An 18,572-nucleotide genomic window follows, 5' to 3' on the forward strand; every position below is an offset into this window, starting at 1 on the left:
CTCCACTCCACGCGCTTCGGGCGGCACCATCTCGGTGCCGCCCGAACTGCGTCCGGGGTGATCCGGGCCTCCACAGAAGAGCTCGACGCCCCGGTCATCCACATCACCCACTTCTCGACAACGGCCCGGGAACAACCCGGGCACGATGGGCCTTGGGTCCTGAGGACCGCATGCTCGCGGCCTGAGGTCCAGCGGACCGTCCACAAGCGAAAGGAGTCACCTCAGGTGACCGACAAGCGCACCCTCATCATCTTCGGCGCGACGGGCGACCTCGCCTCCCGCCTCCTCCTGCCCGGTCTCGGCACGTTCCTCCAGAGCGGCCGGTCGGTCCCGGTGCAGCTCATCGGCACGGGTCGCAGCGCCCGCAGCGAGGAGCAGTGGAAGGACATCGTCACGAAGTCGTTCGCGTCGCAGGACGTGACGGGCCCGGAGGTCAACGCGACCATCGAGTCGACGCAGTTCATCCAGGGCGACCCGACCGACCCGGAGCACCTGAAGGCGCTGCTCGCCGCGGCCGATGCCGAGCCGATCCTGTACTTCGCCCTCCCGCCGCAGATCGCCTCGGACATCTGCGAGGCCCTGCAGGGCGTCGAGCTCCCCGAGGGCACGACCCTGGCGTTCGAGAAGCCGTTCGGCACCGACGTCGCGTCGGCCGAGGCACTCAACAAGACCGTGCTCGAGCTGGTGCCGGAGGAGCGGGTCCACCGCACCGACCACTTCCTCGGTCGCACGACGGTGCTCAACATCATCGGCCTGCGCTTCGCGAACCGCCTGTTCGAGCCGATCTGGAACGCCGAGAACATCGAGAAGGTCGACGTCTTCTACGACGAGACCCTCGGCCTCGAGAACCGCGCCCAGTACTACGACGAGGCAGGCGCCCTCGTCGACATGATCCAGTCGCACCTGCTGCAGATCCTGGCCCTCGTGACCATGGACGCACCGGCCGCGATCGACTCGGTCGAGTTCCGGTCCTCGTTGGCCCGTGTGCTCCGCTCCACCCGCCTCAAGGGCGACGACGCCACCATCGCCTCGCGCCGGGCGGTCTACACCGCCGGCACGATCGACGGCAAAGAGCTCCCCTCGTACCAGGAGGAGGACGGCGTCGACGCGTCGCGCGCGACCGAGACGCTCGCCGAGATCGAGGTCGAGGTCGACACCGCCCGCTGGGCCGGCGTCCCCTTCACCCTCCGCTCGGGCAAGGCGCTCGGCGCGAGCCGCAAGGAGGTGCTCATCACCTTCAAGCCGGTCACCCGCCTGCCGTCCGGCCTGACCGGTCGCGCGAAGGCCGACACGCTGCGCATCGTCCTCAACCCGGACGAGATCGAGCTGTCGGTCTCGGCGAACGGCGGCGGCAACCCGTTCGAGATGGGGCAGGTCACCCTGTCGTCGTCCTTCGACGACGGCGAGCTGACGCCCTACGGCGAGGTGCTCAACGGCATCTTCCACGACGACCCGCTGCTCTCCATCCGCGGTGACGTGGCGGAGCGCTGCTGGGAGATCGTCGAGCCGGTCGTCACGGCGTGGAAGTCCGGAGCGGTCCCGCTCGGAGAGTACCGCGCCGGTTCCCGTGGGCCGGCCGAGTGGGTCAGCTCGTCCTGACGCACGGCACGACGTCCTGACAGGAGGCCCGGTACCAGTTGGTACCGGGCCTCCCGTCCGTTCCAGGCACGAGCCGGGCGCTGGTTACGGAGCGGACCGCTGGTTGCCGAGCGGGCCGCTGTTGCCGGGCCGGTGGGCTGGGGGTGTGCTCGTCGAGGTTCCAGGACACGCCGTGTGCGCGCGGCGGGGTTCCGCAGTTCCGGAACCTGGCCGCGCGGGGTCCCGACATCGCGGAACCTCGCCGAGCGGGGTTCCGACGTTGTCGAACCTCGCGGAGCGGGTCCCGCAGTTCCCGAACCTCGAGGGCCGCCGCGGAGCAGCCCGCCCGCGGGTCAGGCGGTGTTCCCCGCTCGCGCGCCGGCGCCGGTGACGCTCGCCGTGCCGCCGCTGTGCTGCGCCGCGCGCGTCCGGTGACCCGCGGCCGCGCCCTGCGCCCGCGCGATCGCGTCGGCCGCCGTGACGAGGGTGAGGTGCGACAGCGCCTGCGGGGTGTTGCCGATGTGGTGCCCCGTGGCGACGTCGACCTCCTCGGAGAGCATGCCGACGTCGTTCGCGTAGCCGACGAGCACGTCCATGAGCCGCTCGGCGTCGGCCAGGCGCCCGGAACCGGCGTACTGCTCGACGAGCCAGAACGAGCAGGCGAGGAACGGGTGCTCCGTCCCGCTCAGTCCGTCGAAGCCGGAGGACGTCCGGTACCGCAGCACGAGGCCGTCGTCGCCGACGCGCAGGTCCTCCTCGATCGCCGCGACGGTCCCGAGCATCCGCGGGTCGTCCGGCCGGCAGTACCCGATCTGCGGCAGGACGAGCAGGCTGGCGTCGACCTCGTCGGTGTCGTAGTGCTGCCGGTAGGAGCCACGCTCGGCGTTCCAGCCGTGCTCCTCGATCTCGGCGCGCACCTGGTCGCGCAGGGACCGCCACCGTTCGACCGGTCCCTCGAGCCCGAACTCCTCGCAGGCGGCGACCCCGCGGTCGAAGGCGGCCCAGATCATCGCCCGCGAGTGTGTGAAGTGCCGCCTCGGCCCACGCATCTCCCAGATCCCGTTGTCCGCGTCCTGCCAGTGCTCCTCGACGTGCGCGAGCAGGGCGCGTTGCAGCGACCACGAGGCCCCGCTCTCCTCGACGCCGAGCTCGCGGGCGTCGTGCAGCGCCGACAGCACCTCACCGAACACGTCGCCCTGGTACTGCGTGTAGGCGCCGTTGCCGACGCGGACCGGCGTCGAGTCGGCGTAGCCGGTCAGGTGTTCCAGGGTCCGTTCCGGCAGCTCGCGTTCGCCGGCGATGCCGTACATGATCTGCACGTCGTCCGGGTCCCCGGCGATCGCACGGAGCAACCACCCGCGCCAGTCGGCGGCTTCGTCGCGGTACCCGTGGGCGATGAGGGACGCGAGCGCCATGGACGCGTCGCGGAGCCACACGAAGCGGTAGTCCCAGTTGCGTTCGCCGCCGGGGTCCTCCGGGAGGCTCGTGGTCGCGGCCGCCACGACGCCGCCGGTCTCGGCGTGGGTCATCGCCCGCAGGTACATGAGCGAACTCCGGACGGCGGGCGCGTACGTGCCCTCGGCCCGCGTCCGGGACGTCCAGTCGTGCCACCAGTCGCGGGTCCGGTGGAGTGCATCGTCGACGTCGAACGGCTCCGGGGGTTCGCGGTGCGACGGGAACCAGGTGAGCGTGGTGTCGAGGACGTCACCGTCGTGGATGGTCGTCGTCACGACGTGCCGGTGGTCGTCCGCGCGGAACCGGGGTCCGCGGACGACGACGGCGTCCGGGCCGGCCGTGGCGACGAGCACGGGCTCGTCGTCGTCCCCGACCTGGCGGATCCAGGGGAGGACGTCGCCGTAGCCGAACCGGATGCGGAGCACCTGTCGCACCTCGACGGAGCCGGTGAGGCCGCGCACCCGCCGGACGATCGAGGCGCGGTGCTCGTCGACCGGCATGAAGTCGGTGACCTCGACGACGCCGGTCGGGGTCGTCCACACCGTCGACAGCACGAGGGAGTCGCCGTCGTGTCGGCGGACGGGGGTCGCGGTGCCGTCGGTCGGGCGGAGCGACCACTGCCCGTCGTGCTCGTCGCCGAGCAGCGCGGCGAAGGTGGAGGCACTGTCGAACCGGGGTAGGCACGCCCAGTCGACGTCGCCGTCCCGCGTCACGAGAGCAGCGGTGTGGCAGTCCCCGATGAGGGCGTGGTCCTCGATGCGCTGAGCCATGTCCTCGATCGAACCACCCGGTCCCCGTGGGCACCTGCGCTGAGGGTGCGTTCAGATCACACCCGGCATGACCTCGGGCGAAGCGGCGCGGTCCGGACGAGCAGGGCGGGCGGTCGGTCAGTCGACGTCGGCGATCCCGACCCGGCCGAGCTCCGTCCAGAGCCCGGCACCGTCGGGTGCGTAGACCCAGGGCTTCGTCGAGTCCCTCGTCCGCTCCTGCGCCCGGGAACGGCCACCGGCGAGCACGGCCTCGCTCGTGGAGAGCTGCCGGATGGCGACCGCGGCGACGTTGTCGGGGTGCTCGCGGACGAACTCGCCGTACAGGTGCTCGTCGTGCTGGCCGTCGTCGCCGACGAGGAGCCACTGCACGTCCGGGAAGTCCCGGGCGAGGCGCCGCAGGTTGTCCTGCTTGTGCTGCTGCCCGCTGCGGAAGAAGCGGTCGTGCGTCGGGCCCCAGTCGGTGAGCAGGAGCGTGCCGGACGGGTACATGTTGCGGGAGAGGAACCGCCCGAGGGTGGGCGCGACGTTCCAGGCACCGGTGGACAGGTAGACCGTCGGCGCGCCCGGGTGCTGCGCGAGGACGCGTTCGTAGAGGACCGACATGCCGGGCACCGGACGGCGGGCGTGCTCGGTCAGCACGAAGGAGTTCCACGCCGCCAGCATCGGACGGGGGAGGCTCGTGACCATCACGGTGTCGTCGATGTCGGAGAGCAGGCCGAAGCGGGTGTCCGGGTGCACCACGAAGACGTCGGCGTCGACGTCGCGCATGCCGCCGGCGGACAGCCGGATCTTCTGCCAGCCCGGTTCGAGGTCGATCGGGACGATCGTGTCGACCACGCCGCCGCGGTCGCTCGTCACGGTGTGCGTCGAGCCCCCCGCCGTGATCGTGACCTCGGCGTGGTCGACGGCGACGCTCGTGAAGCTGCGCCAGCCGCGGACCCCGGAGTACGACACGTCCGACGCCAGGCCGCGGCGGGTCAGGAGCACCCGGCAGAGCACGCGGACCCACCCCGGCGCGCCGTACCCCGTGTACGGGATCACGGTCGGGACCTGGCCGCGCTTCCGGGCGTGCTGCTCGCGGAACTCCTGCACGGCGTCCTCGATCCGGGCCGCGCGGTGCAGGATCGGCTCGGGGATCGCCGTCTCCCACTGCTGGATGCCCCACGGCGCCTGCTCACGACGGTCGTGTTCCCGTTCGACGGACCGGGCGTCGCGCTGCGGGGGAGTGCTGGTGTCCCGGGGCGCAGCAGGGTCCGGAGGCGTCGTCTCGGGCATCGCACCATCATCCCATGCGGGGGTGACGAGGAGCCCGGTCAGCGCCCGACACCCCGGGAATCGCAGCCAAGACCAAGGCGGTCTCTGTCAGAGTTGCCGTCTCAGTCATTCAGCCCGCGGTCACCGCGAGAAGGAGAACACGTGCTCGTCACCGAGGTTCCGAACGCTCTGCCAGGGGGATCATCACTGCTCAGGAACGAGCCGGTCCAGGCACGGAGCTCGGCCCGCCTCGCAGGTCTGCTCGACGCCGCCGCGGCGGTGATCGACGAGATCGGGTTCGAGCGCCTGACGACCGCCATGGTCGCCGAACGTGCCGGAGCGTCCATCGGCACGGTCTACCGGTACTTCCCGGATCGGATCGCCGTCGTCGAGGCGCTCGCGATCCGCTGCACCCAGCGCCTCGCCGCTCGGTTCGTCGAGACGCTCGACGCGTCCGGCGCCACCACCTGGCAGGAGGGCTGCGACGCCCTCATCGAGATGACCGCCGAGATGTACCGCACCGAGCCCGGCTTCCGGGCGATCCGCTTCGCCGACATCGACACCACCTCCGGGGACGAGGACGCCGACCGGCTGGCGGCCCTGGGCGGTGCCGTCGGCGTCGTCATGCGGGAGCGCTTCGACCTGCCGCAGTCGGAGGCGCTGAGCCGCGCCTGGGTCGTGCTCGCCGAGTCGGCACACGCCGTCCTCGCCCGCGCGCACGTCGACCGCGAGAACCCGGACCACGCGCTCATCGACGCGTACCGCGCCATGAGCCGGCCCTACCTGGAGTCGGTGATCCGAGCCTCCTGACCGGTCGTCCGCTGCACCGAACCGCGACGCCCGTCCCTCCGAACACGAGGGGCGGGCGTCCGTGCGTCCGGACCCTGTCCGGACTGCGCGGGAACCGCACCGATGTCCGCCAGGCGTCATGCGACGACACGACCGGACCGGTATGGGCCCGGACCTGTACTGTCTCCGGAGTCGGGCTACCTCCACCAAGAAGGGCACCCATGATCGAGTTCCGCTCGGTGCGCAAGACCTACCCGGACGGCACGACCGCCGTCGAGTCGTTCGACCTCGTGATCCCCTCGCGGACCACGACGGTGTTCGTCGGATCGAGTGGATGCGGCAAGACCACGCTGCTCCGGATGATCAACCGGATGATCGACCCCACGGCGGGTTCCGTCCAGATCGACGGCGAGGACATCGCCGGCGTCGACCCCGTGCAGCTCCGCCGCCGGATCGGCTACGTCATGCAGAACGCCGGCCTGCTGCCGCACCGGAAGGTCGCGGACAACATCGCCACGGTGCCGGTGCTGACCGGGGTCCCGAAGGCGGACGCGCGGGCGCGTGCCCTCGAGCTCATGGACACCGTCGGCCTCGACCGCTCCCTCGCGGACCGGTACCCCTCCCAGCTCTCCGGCGGCCAGCAGCAGCGGGTCGGTGTGGCCCGCGGGCTCGCCGTCGACCCGAACATCCTCCTGATGGACGAACCGTTCGGTGCCGTCGACCCCCTCGTGCGCAACGACCTGCAGGACGAGCTGATCCGGCTCCAGCGCGAGCTCGGCAAGACCGTCGTCTTCGTGACGCACGACATCGACGAGGCGTTCAAGCTCGGCGACCAGGTCGTCATCCTCAAGAAGGGCGGCGAGATCGCCCAGCTCGGCACCCCGGCGGGGATCCTGTCCGCGCCGGCCGACGACTTCGTCGCGAACTTCATCGGAGCCGGGCGGGGGCGCCGCGCGCTCCGGGTCGAACAGACCCCGACCGGTCCGATCGTCGTCGACGGGGACGGCCGCGCCGCCGGCGTCCTGACCGGTCCCACAGGCGTCGTCGACGCCGCTGCCGCTGTCCGCTCCGAGGCCGGGACGCCCGCACGCGTCCCGGGTGCTGCGGCGCAGGGTGGGAGCACCCGGTGAAGTGGGTGCTGTCGAACCTCGACACGATCGGGGACGACACGCTGGCGCACCTGGCCGTCGCCCTGCCGCCAATCGTCATCGCGTTCCTGGTGTCGATCCCGATCGGGTGGTTGGTCGTCCGACTCCGTCGTCCCGGCGCCGCGCGACTCAGCAGCGGGTTCGGCGGCGGCATCGTCACCGTCGCCGGGCTGCTCTACGCCGTGCCGTCACTCCCGCTCTTCATCGCGCTGCCCGGCATCATCGGCACCGGGCTGCAGGACCCCGTCAACGTCGTCGTCGGGTTGACGCTGTACGGCCTCGCGCTCATGGTGCGGTCGACCGTGGACGGGCTCGGGTCGGTCGACCCGGCCACCACGTCGGCGGCGACGGCGATGGGCTACTCCGGCGTGCAGCGCTTCTTCCGCGTCGACCTGCCGCTCGCCGGTCCGGTCCTGCTCGCCGGTCTCCGGGTCGTGTCGGTGTCGACCATCTCGCTCACCACGGTCGGCGCGGTGCTCGGCATCCGGAGTCTCGGGTCGCTGTTCACCGACGGCATCGGGCGGAACATCCCGGAGGAGATCGTGGCGGGCATCGTCATGGTCCTCGTCCTCGCGTTCGCGATCGACGGGCTGCTCGTGCTGATCGGCCGGATGGTGATGCCGTGGACGCGCGCGTCGACCGGGTCGAAGCGGGCCGCGCGGCGCGTGCTGCAGACCGCGGAGGTGTCCTCGTGATCATCGGACAGGCCTTCGCGTGGGTGCTCGACCCCGCCAACTACCCGGGCCCGAACGGCATCCCGGTCCGGCTGTGGGAGCACGTCTGGATCTCTCTGGTCGCCGTCGTCATCGCCGCGGTGATCGCCGTGCCGATCGGGTACCTCATCGGCCACACCGGCAGGGCGCGCGGCGTCGCGATCGCGCTCTCCGGCGGCGTCCGCGCGCTGCCGACCCTCGGCGTGCTGACACTGTTCGGCCTCCTGCTCGGCGTGAACCTGCAGGCGCCGCTGCTCGCGCTCGTCATCCTGGCGATCCCGTCGGTGCTCGCCGGTGCCTACGCCGGGATCGAGTCCGTCGACCCGGTCACCGTCGACGCCGCACGCGCACAGGGCATGACCGGGTGGCAGATCCTGACCAAGGTCGAGATCCCCCTCGGGCTCCCACTGCTCGTCGGCGGCATCCGTGCCGCCGTGCTGCAGGTCGTCGCGACCGCCACCCTCGCCGCGTACGTCGGATCCGGTGGCCTCGGCGGCTACGTGTTCCTCGGGCTCAAGACCCAGGACTACGCCATGATGCTCGGCGCCTCCGTCCTCGTGATCGTCCTGGCGATCGCGTTCGAAGTCGTCTTCGCCGTGCTCCAGCGGGCGGTGGTGCCCGCGGGCGTCGCCGAGCGCGGGTCACGACGACGCTCGGGATCGCGTGAGCGGCCCCGCAAACCCATCCCGGAAGGAACCCCCTCGTGATCACAGCACCCAAGCTCCGCGCCGGCCTCGCCGCAGCGGTCGCCCTGGGCGCGGCAGCGGCACTCGCCGGCTGCTCGTCCAGCAGCCCGCTCGACAGCGGCTCCAGCGCCCCGTCCGACTCGAAGACCATCGTCGTCGGGTCGCAGGCCTACTACTCGAACGAGATCATCGCCGAGCTCTACGCGCAGGTCCTCGAGAAGGACGGCTTCACGGTCGAGCGCAACTACCAGATCGGTCAGCGCGAGGTCTACCTGCCCCAGCTGCAGAAGGGCGCGGTCGACGTGATGCCGGAGTACAGCGGCAACCTGCTGCAGTACTACGACAAGGACTCGACCGCGAAGAGCGAGTCGGACATCGCCGACGAGCTCGAGTCGGCGCTGCCGGAGGGCATCCGTGCCCTGGACGCCGCCGAGGCCACCGACCAGGACAGCTACACCGTCACGAAGGAGTTCTCCGAGGAGAACGACGTGACGAGCCTGGCCGACCTGAAGAACGTGAAGGAGAAGCTGACCGTCGGGGCGAACTCCGAGAACCAGACGCGGCCGTACGGCCCGAAGGGCCTCAAGTCCGTGTACGGCGTCGACGTCGAGTCGAAGGCGATCGAGGACTCGGGCGGCGCGCTCACGGTCAAGGCGCTCAAGGACGGCACCGTCCAGCTCGCCGACATCTACACCGCGGACCCGAGCATCAAGGCGAACGGCTTCGTCACGCTGAAGGACCCGGAGAACCTCATCGTGCCGCAGAACGTCACGCCGGTCGTGTCCGACAAGGTCGACGAGAAGGCCGCCGACGCGATCGACGAGGTCAGCGAGGTCCTGACGACCGAAGCGCTCATCGACCTGAACACGAAGAGCACGGTCGACAAGGAGAAGTCCGCGGACATCGCCAAGGAGTTCCTGACGGAGAAGGGTCTCCTCTAGGAGGCGGATCCTCGTTCTCGAAGACAGGCGTCGGGCCTCCAGCCCGGCGCCTGTCGCCGTTCCCGGGAGGGGTGTCGACGGGCACAGCTGTTCCGCACGGATGTGCCCCCGGAGTGACATGTGTTCCGCACGGTTGTGCCGTGCAATAGCCGTGCACGTATGTGCAGGAGGGGTCTCTACAACTTGTCGAAGTGGGGTGTCCAGCAGTACCGTCGAAGGGTCCCGACGACGTGACGGCAACGAGCAGAACCCCTTCCACAGGAAGCATCTCAACGTGCACGAACAGCGCGCGGCGATCCCGACGGGCCCGGCCGCATGAACGACCTCCTCGATCCGCTCCTCCTGTCGCGGTGGCAGTTCGGTCTGACGACGATCTACCACTTCCTCTTCGTCCCGCTGACGATCGGCATGGCGGTCGTCGTCGCGGTGTTCCAGACGGCCTGGGTCCGCACCGGTCGCGCGCACTACCTGCAGCTGACCCGCTTCTTCGGGCGCATCTTCCTCATCAACTTCGCGATGGGTGTCGTCACCGGCATCGTGCAGGAGTTCCAGTTCGGGATGAACTGGTCGGACTACTCGCGGTTCGTCGGCGACGTCTTCGGTGCCCCGCTCGCGCTCGAGGGCATCCTGGCGTTCTTCTTCGAGGCGGCCTTCATCGGCGTCTGGATCTTCGGCTGGGACCGCCTGCCGAAGAAGCTCCACCTGGCGAGCATCTGGTGCGTCAGCGCGGGCACGATCATGTCGGCGTACTTCATCATCGCCGCCAACGCCTTCATGCAGCACCCGGTCGGGTACGCGCTGAACGAGGCCAAGGGCCGCGCGGAGCTCACCGACATCTGGGCCGTCCTCGGCAACAAGGTCGCCCTCGCCGCGTTCCCGCACACCGTCTTCGCGTGCTTCATGGTCGCGGCCGGCGTGATCATCTCGGTCGCCGCGTTCCACCTCTCGCGCAACCAGAACCTCGAGACGATGATGCCGGCGCTCAAGTTCGGGCTGTGGACGATGGTCGCGGCCGGGGCGCTCACCGTCCTCACCGGGGATCAGCTCGGCCTGACCATGGTCGAGACGCAGCCGATGAAGATGGCCGCGGCCGAGGCACTCTACGGCACCGCGACCGGCAAGGACGCCTCGTTCTCGGTCTTCACCCTCGGCACCCCCGACGGTGTCCGCGAGCTGTTCTCGATCCGCATCCCGTACCTGCTCTCCTTCCTGTCGACCCACACGTTCACCGGCACGGTCGAGGGCATCAACGACCTGCAGGCGCAGTACACGCAGGTGTACGGCCCCGGGGACTACAAGCCGGTCATCTGGGTGACCTACTGGTCCTTCCGCTGGATGATCGCCCTCGGCGTCGGCGCCGTGATGGTGTCGCTCGCCGGGCTGTGGCTCACCCGCAAGGGCCGCTTCCCGCAGCAGCGCTGGATGTGGCGCATCGCGATCTGGGCGGTCCCGCTGCCGATGGCCGCGATGATCGTCGGCTGGGTCTTCACCGAGATGGGCCGCCAGCCGTGGCTCGTGTTCGGACTGCTGAAGACCGCCGACGGCGTCTCCCCGAACGTGACCGGCCTCGAGGTGCTCATCTCGCTCGTCGTGTTCACGCTCATCTACGGATCCCTCGCGGTGGTCGAGTTCCGACTCATCAAGAAGGTCGCCCAGGAGGGCCCGGCCGCTCCGGCCGCGGTCGACGAGGAGACCGGCGAGGTCGAGCACGAAGTGACGGTGTACTGAGATGGACCTGCCTGTTCTCTGGTTCGCGATCGTCGGACTGTTCTTCGTCGGGTACTTCGTGCTCGACGGGTTCGACTTCGGTGTCGGGATGTCCCTGCCGTTCCTCGGCAAGGACGACACCGACCGACGCGTGCTCATCAACACCATCGGCCCCGTCTGGGACCTCAACGAGACCTGGGTCATCGTCGCCGGAGCGTGCCTGTTCGCGGCGTTCCCGGAGTGGTACGCGACGATGTTCTCCGGCTTCTACCTGGCGCTGCTGCTCATCCTGGCCGCGCTCATCGCCCGCGGGGTGTCGTTCGAGTACCGCCACCAGGACAAGCGCCTCGAGTGGAAGCGCCGCTTCGACCTCATGATCATCGTCGGCAGCGCGGTGCCGTCGTTCCTGTGGGGCGTCGCGTTCGGCAACGTCGTGCGGGGGATCCCGATGGACGCTGGGCACGATTACACCGGCACCCTGTTCAACCTGCTCAACCCCTTCGCCCTGCTCACCGGCGTGACGACGCTCCTGGTGTTCTTCACGCACGGCGTCGTCTTCGTCGCGCTGAAGACCGAGGGGGAGATGCGTGAGCGGGCCATCCGGCTGGCGAAGCGCTCCGGTGTCCTCACCATCGCGGTGGCCGCCGCGTTCCTCGTCACGATGGCGTCCGTCCGCGCCACCCCGGCGTCGCTCGTGCTGTCCGCCGTCGCCGCGGTCGCGCTGGTGGTCGCGGTCCTCTGCGCCGCCCGCGGGCGGGAGGGGCGAGCGTTCACGCTCATGGCCGTCACGATCGGCGCGGTCGTCCTGGCCATGTTCACCGCCGTGTTCCCCGACGTCATGCCGGCGTCGAACGACCCGGCGAACAGCCTCACCGTCGCGAACGCCTCCTCCGGCGACTACACGTTGACCGTGATGAGCTGGGTCGCGGTGGTGTTCCTGCCGCTCGTGCTCGCGTACCAGGCGTGGACGTACTGGGTCTTCCGCAAGCGGGTCTCGCGCGCGACCGTCGCGCAGGCCGCGCACTGACCAGGAGGCCCGGATGAAGCCGCTCGACCCCCGTCTGCTCCGGCTGTCCCGGACCGCGCGCGGGTTCGTCCTCGCCGCCGCCGGGACGGGCGTGGTGCGGACGACCGCCACCATCGGGATCGCCTGGGGCATCGCCGCGGCGGTGACCCAGGTCGTCGACGCGGTCCGGGACGGGCAGGTGCCCGGGACGTTCCCGGCCACACTCGCGCTCCTCGGCGCGGCGTTCCTGCTCCGCGCGCTCGCGGCATGGGCCACCGACGACCTGGCGGCGCGCGCGGGGGCCCGCGTGAAGAGCGAACTCCGCGCCGCCGTGCTCCGGCGCGCGGCCGACCGGGGCCCCGGGTGGCTCGCCGGTCGGTCGAGCGCCGGGTTCGCCACGACGCTCGGTCCGGGTCTCGACGCCCTCGACGCGTACTTCGGCCGCTACCTGCCGCAGCTCGCGCTCACGGCGGTCGCGACCCCGGTCCTCGTGGTCGCGATCGCGCTCGGGGACCTGACGAGCGCCGTCGTCATCGTGTGCGCGATGCCGGTCATCCCGGTCTTCATGGTCCTCATCGGTCTGGCCACGCAGACACTGCAGCGCCGTCAGGCGGACGCGCTCGCCCGACTCGGCGGGGCGTTCACGGAGGCGGTCGAGGGCCTGGCGACCCTCAAGGTGTTCGGACGGGCCCGGCGGCAGGTCGGTCGGATCGACCGGGTCACCGACGAGTACCGCCGCGGCACCCTGGGCGTGCTCCGACTGTCGTTCGTCAGCGGGTTCGCGCTCGAACTCGCCGCGAGCCTGTCCGTCGCCCTGGTCGCGGTGTCGATCGGCATCCGGCTCGTGGACGGGTCGCTCGGCCTCGGCGCGGCGATGTTCGTGCTCGTCCTCGCACCCGAGGCGTTCGCCCCGATCCGGCAGGTCGGCGCCGACTTCCACGCGGCCCAGGACGGGGTCGAGGCCTCGCAGGCCGTCCTCGACGTGCTCGACGACCCGCAGCCGACCGACCCGCAGCAGGTCGGCCCGCAGCAGACCGACCGGCAGCAGGACGTCCCGCAGCAGGACGCACCGAAGACGACGGCGGCGCCCGACCCGGCAGCGGGGACCGCTGACGCCGGCGCGCTGGTCCTCAGCGGCGTGACCGTGCACCGGCCGGACGTCGTCATCGGCCCGGTCGACCTGACCGCTCCCGCCGGGACCGTCGTCGCGCTCGCCGGACCGAGCGGATCCGGCAAGTCGAGCCTCCTCGCCGCACTCCGCGGTGTGCTCCCGCACGAGGGCACGGTCGTCGTCCCCGGTCCGGCCGACGTGTCCGTGGCGGACCGGACCACCTGGGTGGACCAGCGGGCGCGGCTCGTCCGCGGCACCGTCGCCGAGAACGTGACCCTGTCCGCCGCCGGAGGCGACGCCGCACAGGTGCGGAGCGCGCTCGGTGCGGTCGGGCTGGGCGCGGACCCGGGCCTGGCGGTCGGCTCCGGCGGGGCCGGACTGTCGGGCGGTGAGGCGCAACGCGTCGCCGTGGCGCGCGGGCTGTACCGGGCCGCGACCGCCAGCACGCCGCTGGTGCTCCTCGACGAGCCGACGTCGGCGCTCGATGCCGAGTCCGAGGCACTCGTGGTCGCCGCCGTGCGGCGGCTCGCGGACGGTGGCGCGGTCGTGGTCGTCGCCAGCCACCGTCCGGCCGTCGTCGCCGCGGCCGACGTCGTCGTGTCGACCACCCCCGACGGCTCGGTCGCCGTCCGGACCGCGCAGGCGGTGTCCGCATGAGCGCGCCTGACGGCACGACCGGGACCGCCCGGGAGGCCCGTCCTCCGTCGGTCCTCCGGCTCGCGATGCCCCGTGGTCGCGGATGGGCGAAGGCGGTCGCCGCCGGCGTGCTCAGCGCGCTGTGCGCCGTCGCGCTCCTCGCCGCGAGCGGGTACCTCATCACCCGGGCCGCCGAGCACCCGCCGATCCTGTACCTCACCCTCGTCATGGTCGGCGTCCGCGCCTTCGCGCTCGGCCGCGCCGTCCTCCGGTACGTCGACCGCCTGTCCGGCCACGATGCATCGTTCCGGCAACTCGCCGTCGTGCGCACCGAGATGTACCGGCGACTCGCCTCCGTCGCGCCGGCCGGACTCGGGTCGTCCGGTCGCGGCGACCTCCTGACGCGGCTGGTCACCGACACCGACCGCCTGCAGGACCTGCCCATCCGGGTGGTCGGCCCCCTCGTCTCGGCCGGGGTCACGGCCCTGCTCTCCGTGGTCGCGGTCGCGTTCGTGTCCCCGCCGGCCGCCCTCGTGCTACTGCTGGCGCTCGGCGTCGCCGCGCTCGTCGGCACTGTCGTCACGAGCGTCGTCGCGACCCGGTCGGACCGGGAGACCGCTGCGGACCGCGGGCACGTCGCCGACCTCGTGCTCGACACCGTGCGGACGCTCGACGTCTTCGCCGCGTACGGCACCCTCGAGGAACGGCTCGCGCACATCGCACGGCTGGACGACCGCGTCACGCGTGCCGTCCGTCGCCGCGGGGCGGTGGAGTCCCTCGTCGGCGCGCTCGTCGGGCTCGTCGGCGGTGCCGCCGTCCTCGGGGTCCTCGCCGTCGGTGCGCCCGCGGTGGTGTCGGGTGCCCTCGACGGTCCGCTCTGGGCGCTGGCGGTGTTCGTCCCGCTCGCCCTGTTCGAGGTCGTCGGCGTCGTGCCGCTGGCGGTCCTGACCCTGCGCCGGGTGCGCGCGGCCGCGGAGCGTGTCGAGCAGGTCGTTTCCCCCGAGCTGCCCGCCGGCCTGGTACCGGAGCCGGACGCCGCGGCCCCCGCCGAGGAACTCGCCGCGCCCGCGACCGTGGCCGTCCGCGTGCGTGACCTCTCCGTCCGGTGGCCCGGTGCCGCGGCACCTGCGGTGGACGGGGTGTCGTTCGACCTCGAGCCCGGCGAGGTCGTCGTGCTGCGCGGGCCGAGCGGGTCGGGCAAGTCGTCCCTCGTCGACGCACTCGTCCGGTTCGTCGAGCACACGGGCAGCTACACGCTGGACGGCGTGGAGGCGCGGACGCTGCACCCCGACGCCGTCCGCGCCCGGGTGGGGCTCATCGAGCAGGACCCGTTCGTGTTCGACCAGTCGGTCCGCCAGAACCTGCTGTTCGCCAGGGACAGTGCGACGGACGAGGACCTGCTCGCGGTGCTCGACCGCGTCGGTCTCGGCGCGTGGGTGGCCCGACGCGGTGGACTCGACGCGGGCGTGGGGGAGCGCGGGGCGCTCGTGTCCGGCGGGCAGGCCCACCGACTGGCGCTCGCGCGAGCGCTCCTGCACGCGTTCCCGGTCCTCGTGCTCGACGAACCGACCGCCGACATCGACCCCGACCTCGGCGACGCCGTCCTGCGCGACCTGGTGTCGACGGCCCGCGCAGCGGGGCGCACGCTCCTCGTCGTCTCCCACGTGCCGGTGCCGGCCGACCTCGTCGACCGGACCCTCCGGATGGCGGACGGACGCCTGCTCGCGGCGTGAGCCGACCGGAGGACGCAGGAGGAGCCTCCCGGCTTGTATCGTTGTGGACCGTGACCATCGAGCAGCACGTCGAGGACCCGCACACCTACGACTTCCGGCGCATTCAGGAGAAGTGGCAGGCACGGTGGGAAGAGCTCGGCCTCTTCACTGCCGACCCCGACGACAAGCGCCCGCGCAAGTACATCCTCGAGATGTTCCCGTACCCGTCCGGTGACCTGCACATGGGGCACGCCGAGAACTGGGCGCTCGGCGACTTCGTGGCGCGGTACTGGCGGCAGCAGGGCTTCAACGTGCTCCACCCCATCGGCTGGGACTCGTTCGGGCTGCCCGCCGAGAACGCGGCGATCAAGCGGGGCGTCGACCCGAAGGACTGGACCTACGCGAACATCGCGCAGCAGAAGGCGTCCTTCAAGCGCTACGCGCCGTCGTTCGACTGGTCGACCGAGATCCACACCTCGGACCCCGAGTACTACAAGTGGAACCAGTGGCTGTTCCTCAAGATGTACGAGAAGGGCCTGGCGTACCGGAAGGACAGCTGGGTCAACTGGGACCCGGTGGACCAGACCGTCCTGGCCAACGAGCAGGTCCTGCCCGACGGCACCTCGGACCGTTCCGGCGCCGTCGTCGTCAAGAAGAAGCTCACGCAGTGGTACTTCAAGATCACGGACTACGCGGACCGGCTGCTCGACGACCTCAACCAGCTCGAGGGACGGTGGCCGTCGAAGGTCATCGCGATGCAGCGCAACTGGATCGGCCGCTCGGTCGGCGCCGACGTCGACTTCGTCATCGAGGGTCGGGACGAGCCCGTCACGGTCTTCACCACCCGTCCGGACACCATCCACGGTGTGACCTTCCTGGTCGTGGCGCCCGACTCGGACCTGGCCGCGGAACTCGTCGCCGACCCGTCCGTCGACGACGCCACCCGCGCCGCCTTCCAGGAGTACCTGGTCGCCACGCAGAAGGCGTCGGACATCGACCGGCAGAACGCCGACCGCCCGAAGACCGGTGTGCCGCTCGGCCGCTCGGCGATCCACCCGCTCACCGGGGAGCGCCTGCCGCTCTGGGCTGCCGACTACGTCCTCGCCGACTACGGGCACGGAGCCGTCATGGCCGTCCCCGCCCACGACCAGCGCGACCTCGACTTCGCCCGCGCCTTCGACCTGCCCGTCAAGGTGGTCGTCGACACGAACCAGGCCGTCACCGGCGCGATCCCGGTCATCCCCGAGGGCGCGACGCTCGAGGACCTGCCGGCGCTCGACCCGGTCTCCACGGGGGAGGCACTCACCGGGCAGGGCCGGATGATCAACTCCGGACCGCTCGACGGCATGAGCAAGCAGCACGCCATCACCGCGGCGATCGGCCTGCTCGAGGAGCGCGGCACCGGGCGCGCCGCCAAGACGTACCGCCTGCGTGACTGGCTCATCTCCCGCCAGCGCTTCTGGGGCACCCCGATCCCGATCATCCACGGCGAGGACGGCACCCAGTACCCGGTGCCCGAGGACCAGCTGCCCGTGGTCCTGCCGGACACCGAGGGCCTCGACCTCAAGCCGAAGGGCACGTCGCCCCTCGGTGGCGCGACCGAGTGGGTCAACGTGCCGAACCCGGTGGACGGCAGCCCCGCCCGCCGCGACCCGGACACGATGGACACCTTCGTCGACTCGTCGTGGTACTTCCTGCGCTTCCTGTCCCCGCAGGACGAGACGCAGGCGTTCGACCCGGCGCTCGTCAACAAGTGGGCCCCGGTCGACCAGTACATCGGCGGCGTCGAGCACGCGATCCTGCACCTGCTCTACGCACGCTTCGTCACGAAGGTGCTCTTCGACCTCGGCTACCTCGACTTCACCGAGCCCTTCTCGGCGCTGCTCAACCAGGGCATGGTGCTCTCCGGTGGCTCGAAGATGTCGAAGTCGAAGGGCGGCGTCTCGCTCGGCGACGAGCTCGACACACACGGCGTCGACGCGATCCGTCTCGTGATGGGCTTCGCGGGACCGCCCGAGGACGACATCAACTGGGAGGACGTCTCGCCGGCGGCCTCCGCACGCTTCCTGGCCCGCGCGTACCGCATCGCCGTCGACGTCACCTCGACGCCCGACGCGGTGTGGTCCACCGGGGACCGTGGTGTCCGCCAGGCCACCCACCGTTTCCTGTCCGACGCCCCGGGCCTGATGGAGTCGTTCAAGTTCAACGTCGTGATCGCGCGGCTCATGGACCTGGTCAACGTCACCCGCAAGGCGATCGACAGCGGCCCCGGCGCCGCCGACCCCGCCGTGCGCGAGGCCGCGGAGACGATCGCCCTGGGCCTGAGCGTCTTCGCGCCGTACACCGGCGAGGAGATGTGGCAGACGCTCGGCTACGACTCGCCGGTCGCGACGTTCGGGTGGCGGAAGGCCGACCCGACGTTGCTCGTGCAGGAGACCCTGACCGCGGTCGTGCAGGTCAACGGCAAGGTGCGCGACTCGTTCGAGGTGTCGAAGTCGATCGAGGCGGACGAGCTCGAGCAGCTCGCCCGGGACTCGGCGGCTGTGCAGCGGTACATCGGGGACCGGGAGATCGTGAAGGTCATCGTGCGGGCGCCGAAGCTCGTGAACATCGCGATCAAGGGGTAGCGGTCGGGGCATGCCGTACGCCAGGCGTGCGCCCACCGCCTCCGGCGTCGTCGCCGTGTGCCGGCCGAGACCGAAGTCCCGGCCGGGACCGACCAGCGCAGGGACCGGTGCGGTACCGACGTGGAGCCACAGCGACCGTGGCCGCGGTGGTTCGCCCTGACCACGATGGTCTCGTCGAGCCTGCTGCTGCTCGTGGGCATCGTGAACGCGGTCCTCAACACGGCGAACATCAGCTCGTGGCTGTTGGTGGTCCTCGTGATGCCCATCACCCTGCGCCGAGCCGTGTGGAGCCTGCGGAACCAGGACGAGCGTTGAGACCGCAGGTCCGTCCCAGCGTGTCAGGCGTCGAGCAGAGGGCGTCCCTCCACTTCTGACCGGGGAGCGGCGGTCGTCCACAGGCGCACCGTTCGGGCCGGATCCGGGAACCGGGCTCCGTAGC

The 18,572-nt window shown here is 71.2% G+C and carries 14 protein-coding genes; 12 read left to right on the forward strand and 2 right to left on the reverse strand.

What is annotated here, in order from left to right; translation table 11 throughout:
• The first annotated feature begins 225 nt into the window (after positions 1–225).
• On the forward strand, positions 226–1,599 hold the full coding sequence (locus DEJ32_RS00330) for a glucose-6-phosphate dehydrogenase (protein ID WP_110899951.1): 1,374 nt from the start codon (positions 226–228) through the stop codon (positions 1,597–1,599).
• A gap of 332 nt (positions 1,600–1,931) precedes the next feature.
• Here DEJ32_RS00330 and DEJ32_RS00335 read toward each other — a convergent pair whose 3' ends face one another.
• Together DEJ32_RS00335 and DEJ32_RS00340 are read right to left on the reverse strand one after the other, a co-directional pair.
• On the reverse strand, positions 1,932–3,803 hold the full coding sequence (locus tag DEJ32_RS00335) for a glycoside hydrolase family 15 protein (protein ID WP_110899952.1): 1,872 nt from the start codon (positions 3,801–3,803) through the stop codon (positions 1,932–1,934).
• A gap of 117 nt (positions 3,804–3,920) precedes the next feature.
• Positions 3,921–5,078: an App1 family protein gene (locus tag DEJ32_RS00340; RefSeq protein WP_110825294.1), complete on the reverse strand. Its 1,158-nt coding sequence runs from the start codon at positions 5,076–5,078 to the stop codon at positions 3,921–3,923.
• A 258-nt stretch (positions 5,079–5,336) separates the two neighbouring features.
• On the opposite strand from DEJ32_RS00340, the gene DEJ32_RS16080 reads away from it, so the two are divergent.
• The 11 genes from DEJ32_RS16080 (at position 5,337) to DEJ32_RS00395 (ending at position 18,448) form a co-directional block, all read left to right on the forward strand.
• The gene (locus DEJ32_RS16080; RefSeq protein ID WP_181420537.1) at positions 5,337–5,867 is read left to right on the forward strand and encodes a TetR/AcrR family transcriptional regulator; all 531 of its coding nucleotides are present in this window, start codon (positions 5,337–5,339) and stop codon (positions 5,865–5,867) included.
• Between the two features lie 200 nt (positions 5,868–6,067).
• Complete coding sequence (locus tag DEJ32_RS00350; protein WP_110899953.1) at positions 6,068–6,976, forward strand: ABC transporter ATP-binding protein; 909 nt, start codon at positions 6,068–6,070, stop codon at positions 6,974–6,976.
• Positions 6,973–7,689 (forward strand): ABC transporter permease, encoded by a 717-nt coding sequence (locus DEJ32_RS00355; protein ID WP_110899954.1) that lies wholly within the window; start codon positions 6,973–6,975, stop codon positions 7,687–7,689. Before DEJ32_RS00350 ends, DEJ32_RS00355 begins: the two co-directional genes overlap by 4 nt.
• Positions 7,686–8,414, forward strand: a complete 729-nt coding sequence (locus DEJ32_RS00360; RefSeq protein ID WP_110900113.1) for an ABC transporter permease — start codon at positions 7,686–7,688, stop codon at positions 8,412–8,414. Before DEJ32_RS00355 ends, DEJ32_RS00360 begins: the two co-directional genes overlap by 4 nt.
• Complete coding sequence (locus DEJ32_RS00365) at positions 8,411–9,334, forward strand: ABC transporter substrate-binding protein (RefSeq protein ID WP_110899955.1); 924 nt, start codon at positions 8,411–8,413, stop codon at positions 9,332–9,334. The genes DEJ32_RS00360 and DEJ32_RS00365 overlap by 4 nt, the downstream gene beginning before the upstream one ends.
• 315 nt (positions 9,335–9,649) lie before the next feature.
• Positions 9,650–11,062, forward strand: a complete 1,413-nt coding sequence (locus DEJ32_RS00370) for a cytochrome ubiquinol oxidase subunit I (RefSeq protein WP_110825299.1) — start codon at positions 9,650–9,652, stop codon at positions 11,060–11,062.
• Between the two features lies 1 nt (position 11,063).
• A complete protein-coding gene (gene cydB, locus DEJ32_RS00375; RefSeq protein WP_110899956.1) occupies positions 11,064–12,068 on the forward strand; it encodes a cytochrome d ubiquinol oxidase subunit II in 1,005 nt (334 codons plus the stop codon).
• A gap of 13 nt (positions 12,069–12,081) precedes the next feature.
• Positions 12,082–13,815: a thiol reductant ABC exporter subunit CydD gene (cydD, locus tag DEJ32_RS00380; protein WP_110899957.1), complete on the forward strand. Its 1,734-nt coding sequence runs from the start codon at positions 12,082–12,084 to the stop codon at positions 13,813–13,815.
• The gene (gene cydC / locus DEJ32_RS00385) at positions 13,812–15,527 is read left to right on the forward strand and encodes a thiol reductant ABC exporter subunit CydC (protein ID WP_110899958.1); all 1,716 of its coding nucleotides are present in this window, start codon (positions 13,812–13,814) and stop codon (positions 15,525–15,527) included. The genes cydD and cydC overlap by 4 nt, the downstream gene beginning before the upstream one ends.
• A gap of 50 nt (positions 15,528–15,577) precedes the next feature.
• Positions 15,578–18,133, forward strand: coding sequence for a leucine--tRNA ligase (leuS, locus tag DEJ32_RS00390; RefSeq protein WP_110899959.1), 2,556 nt, complete (start codon positions 15,578–15,580; stop codon positions 18,131–18,133).
• A gap of 120 nt (positions 18,134–18,253) precedes the next feature.
• A complete protein-coding gene (locus DEJ32_RS00395; protein ID WP_146234044.1) occupies positions 18,254–18,448 on the forward strand; it encodes a hypothetical protein in 195 nt (64 codons plus the stop codon).
• Positions 18,449–18,572 lie beyond the last annotated feature (124 nt).

Source organism: Curtobacterium sp. MCPF17_046, assembly GCF_003224295.1.
GTDB lineage: Bacteria > Actinomycetota > Actinomycetes > Actinomycetales > Microbacteriaceae > Curtobacterium.

Bases quoted from the DNA above. Each gene is read 5' to 3' on its own strand.
- DEJ32_RS00335 (WP_110899952.1), bottom strand. From the start codon at position 3,803: ATGGCTCAGCGCATCGAGGACCACGCCCTCATCGGGGACTGCCACACC.
- DEJ32_RS00340 (WP_110825294.1), bottom strand. From the start codon at position 5,078: ATGCCCGAGACGACGCCTCCGGACCCTGCTGCGCCCCGGGACACCAGC.
- DEJ32_RS00350 (WP_110899953.1), top strand. From the start codon at position 6,068: ATGATCGAGTTCCGCTCGGTGCGCAAGACCTACCCGGACGGCACGACC.
- DEJ32_RS00370 (WP_110825299.1), top strand. From the start codon at position 9,650: ATGAACGACCTCCTCGATCCGCTCCTCCTGTCGCGGTGGCAGTTCGGT.
- cydB (WP_110899956.1), top strand. From the start codon at position 11,064: ATGGACCTGCCTGTTCTCTGGTTCGCGATCGTCGGACTGTTCTTCGTC.
- cydD (WP_110899957.1), top strand. From the start codon at position 12,082: ATGAAGCCGCTCGACCCCCGTCTGCTCCGGCTGTCCCGGACCGCGCGC.
- cydC (WP_110899958.1), top strand. From the start codon at position 13,812: ATGAGCGCGCCTGACGGCACGACCGGGACCGCCCGGGAGGCCCGTCCT.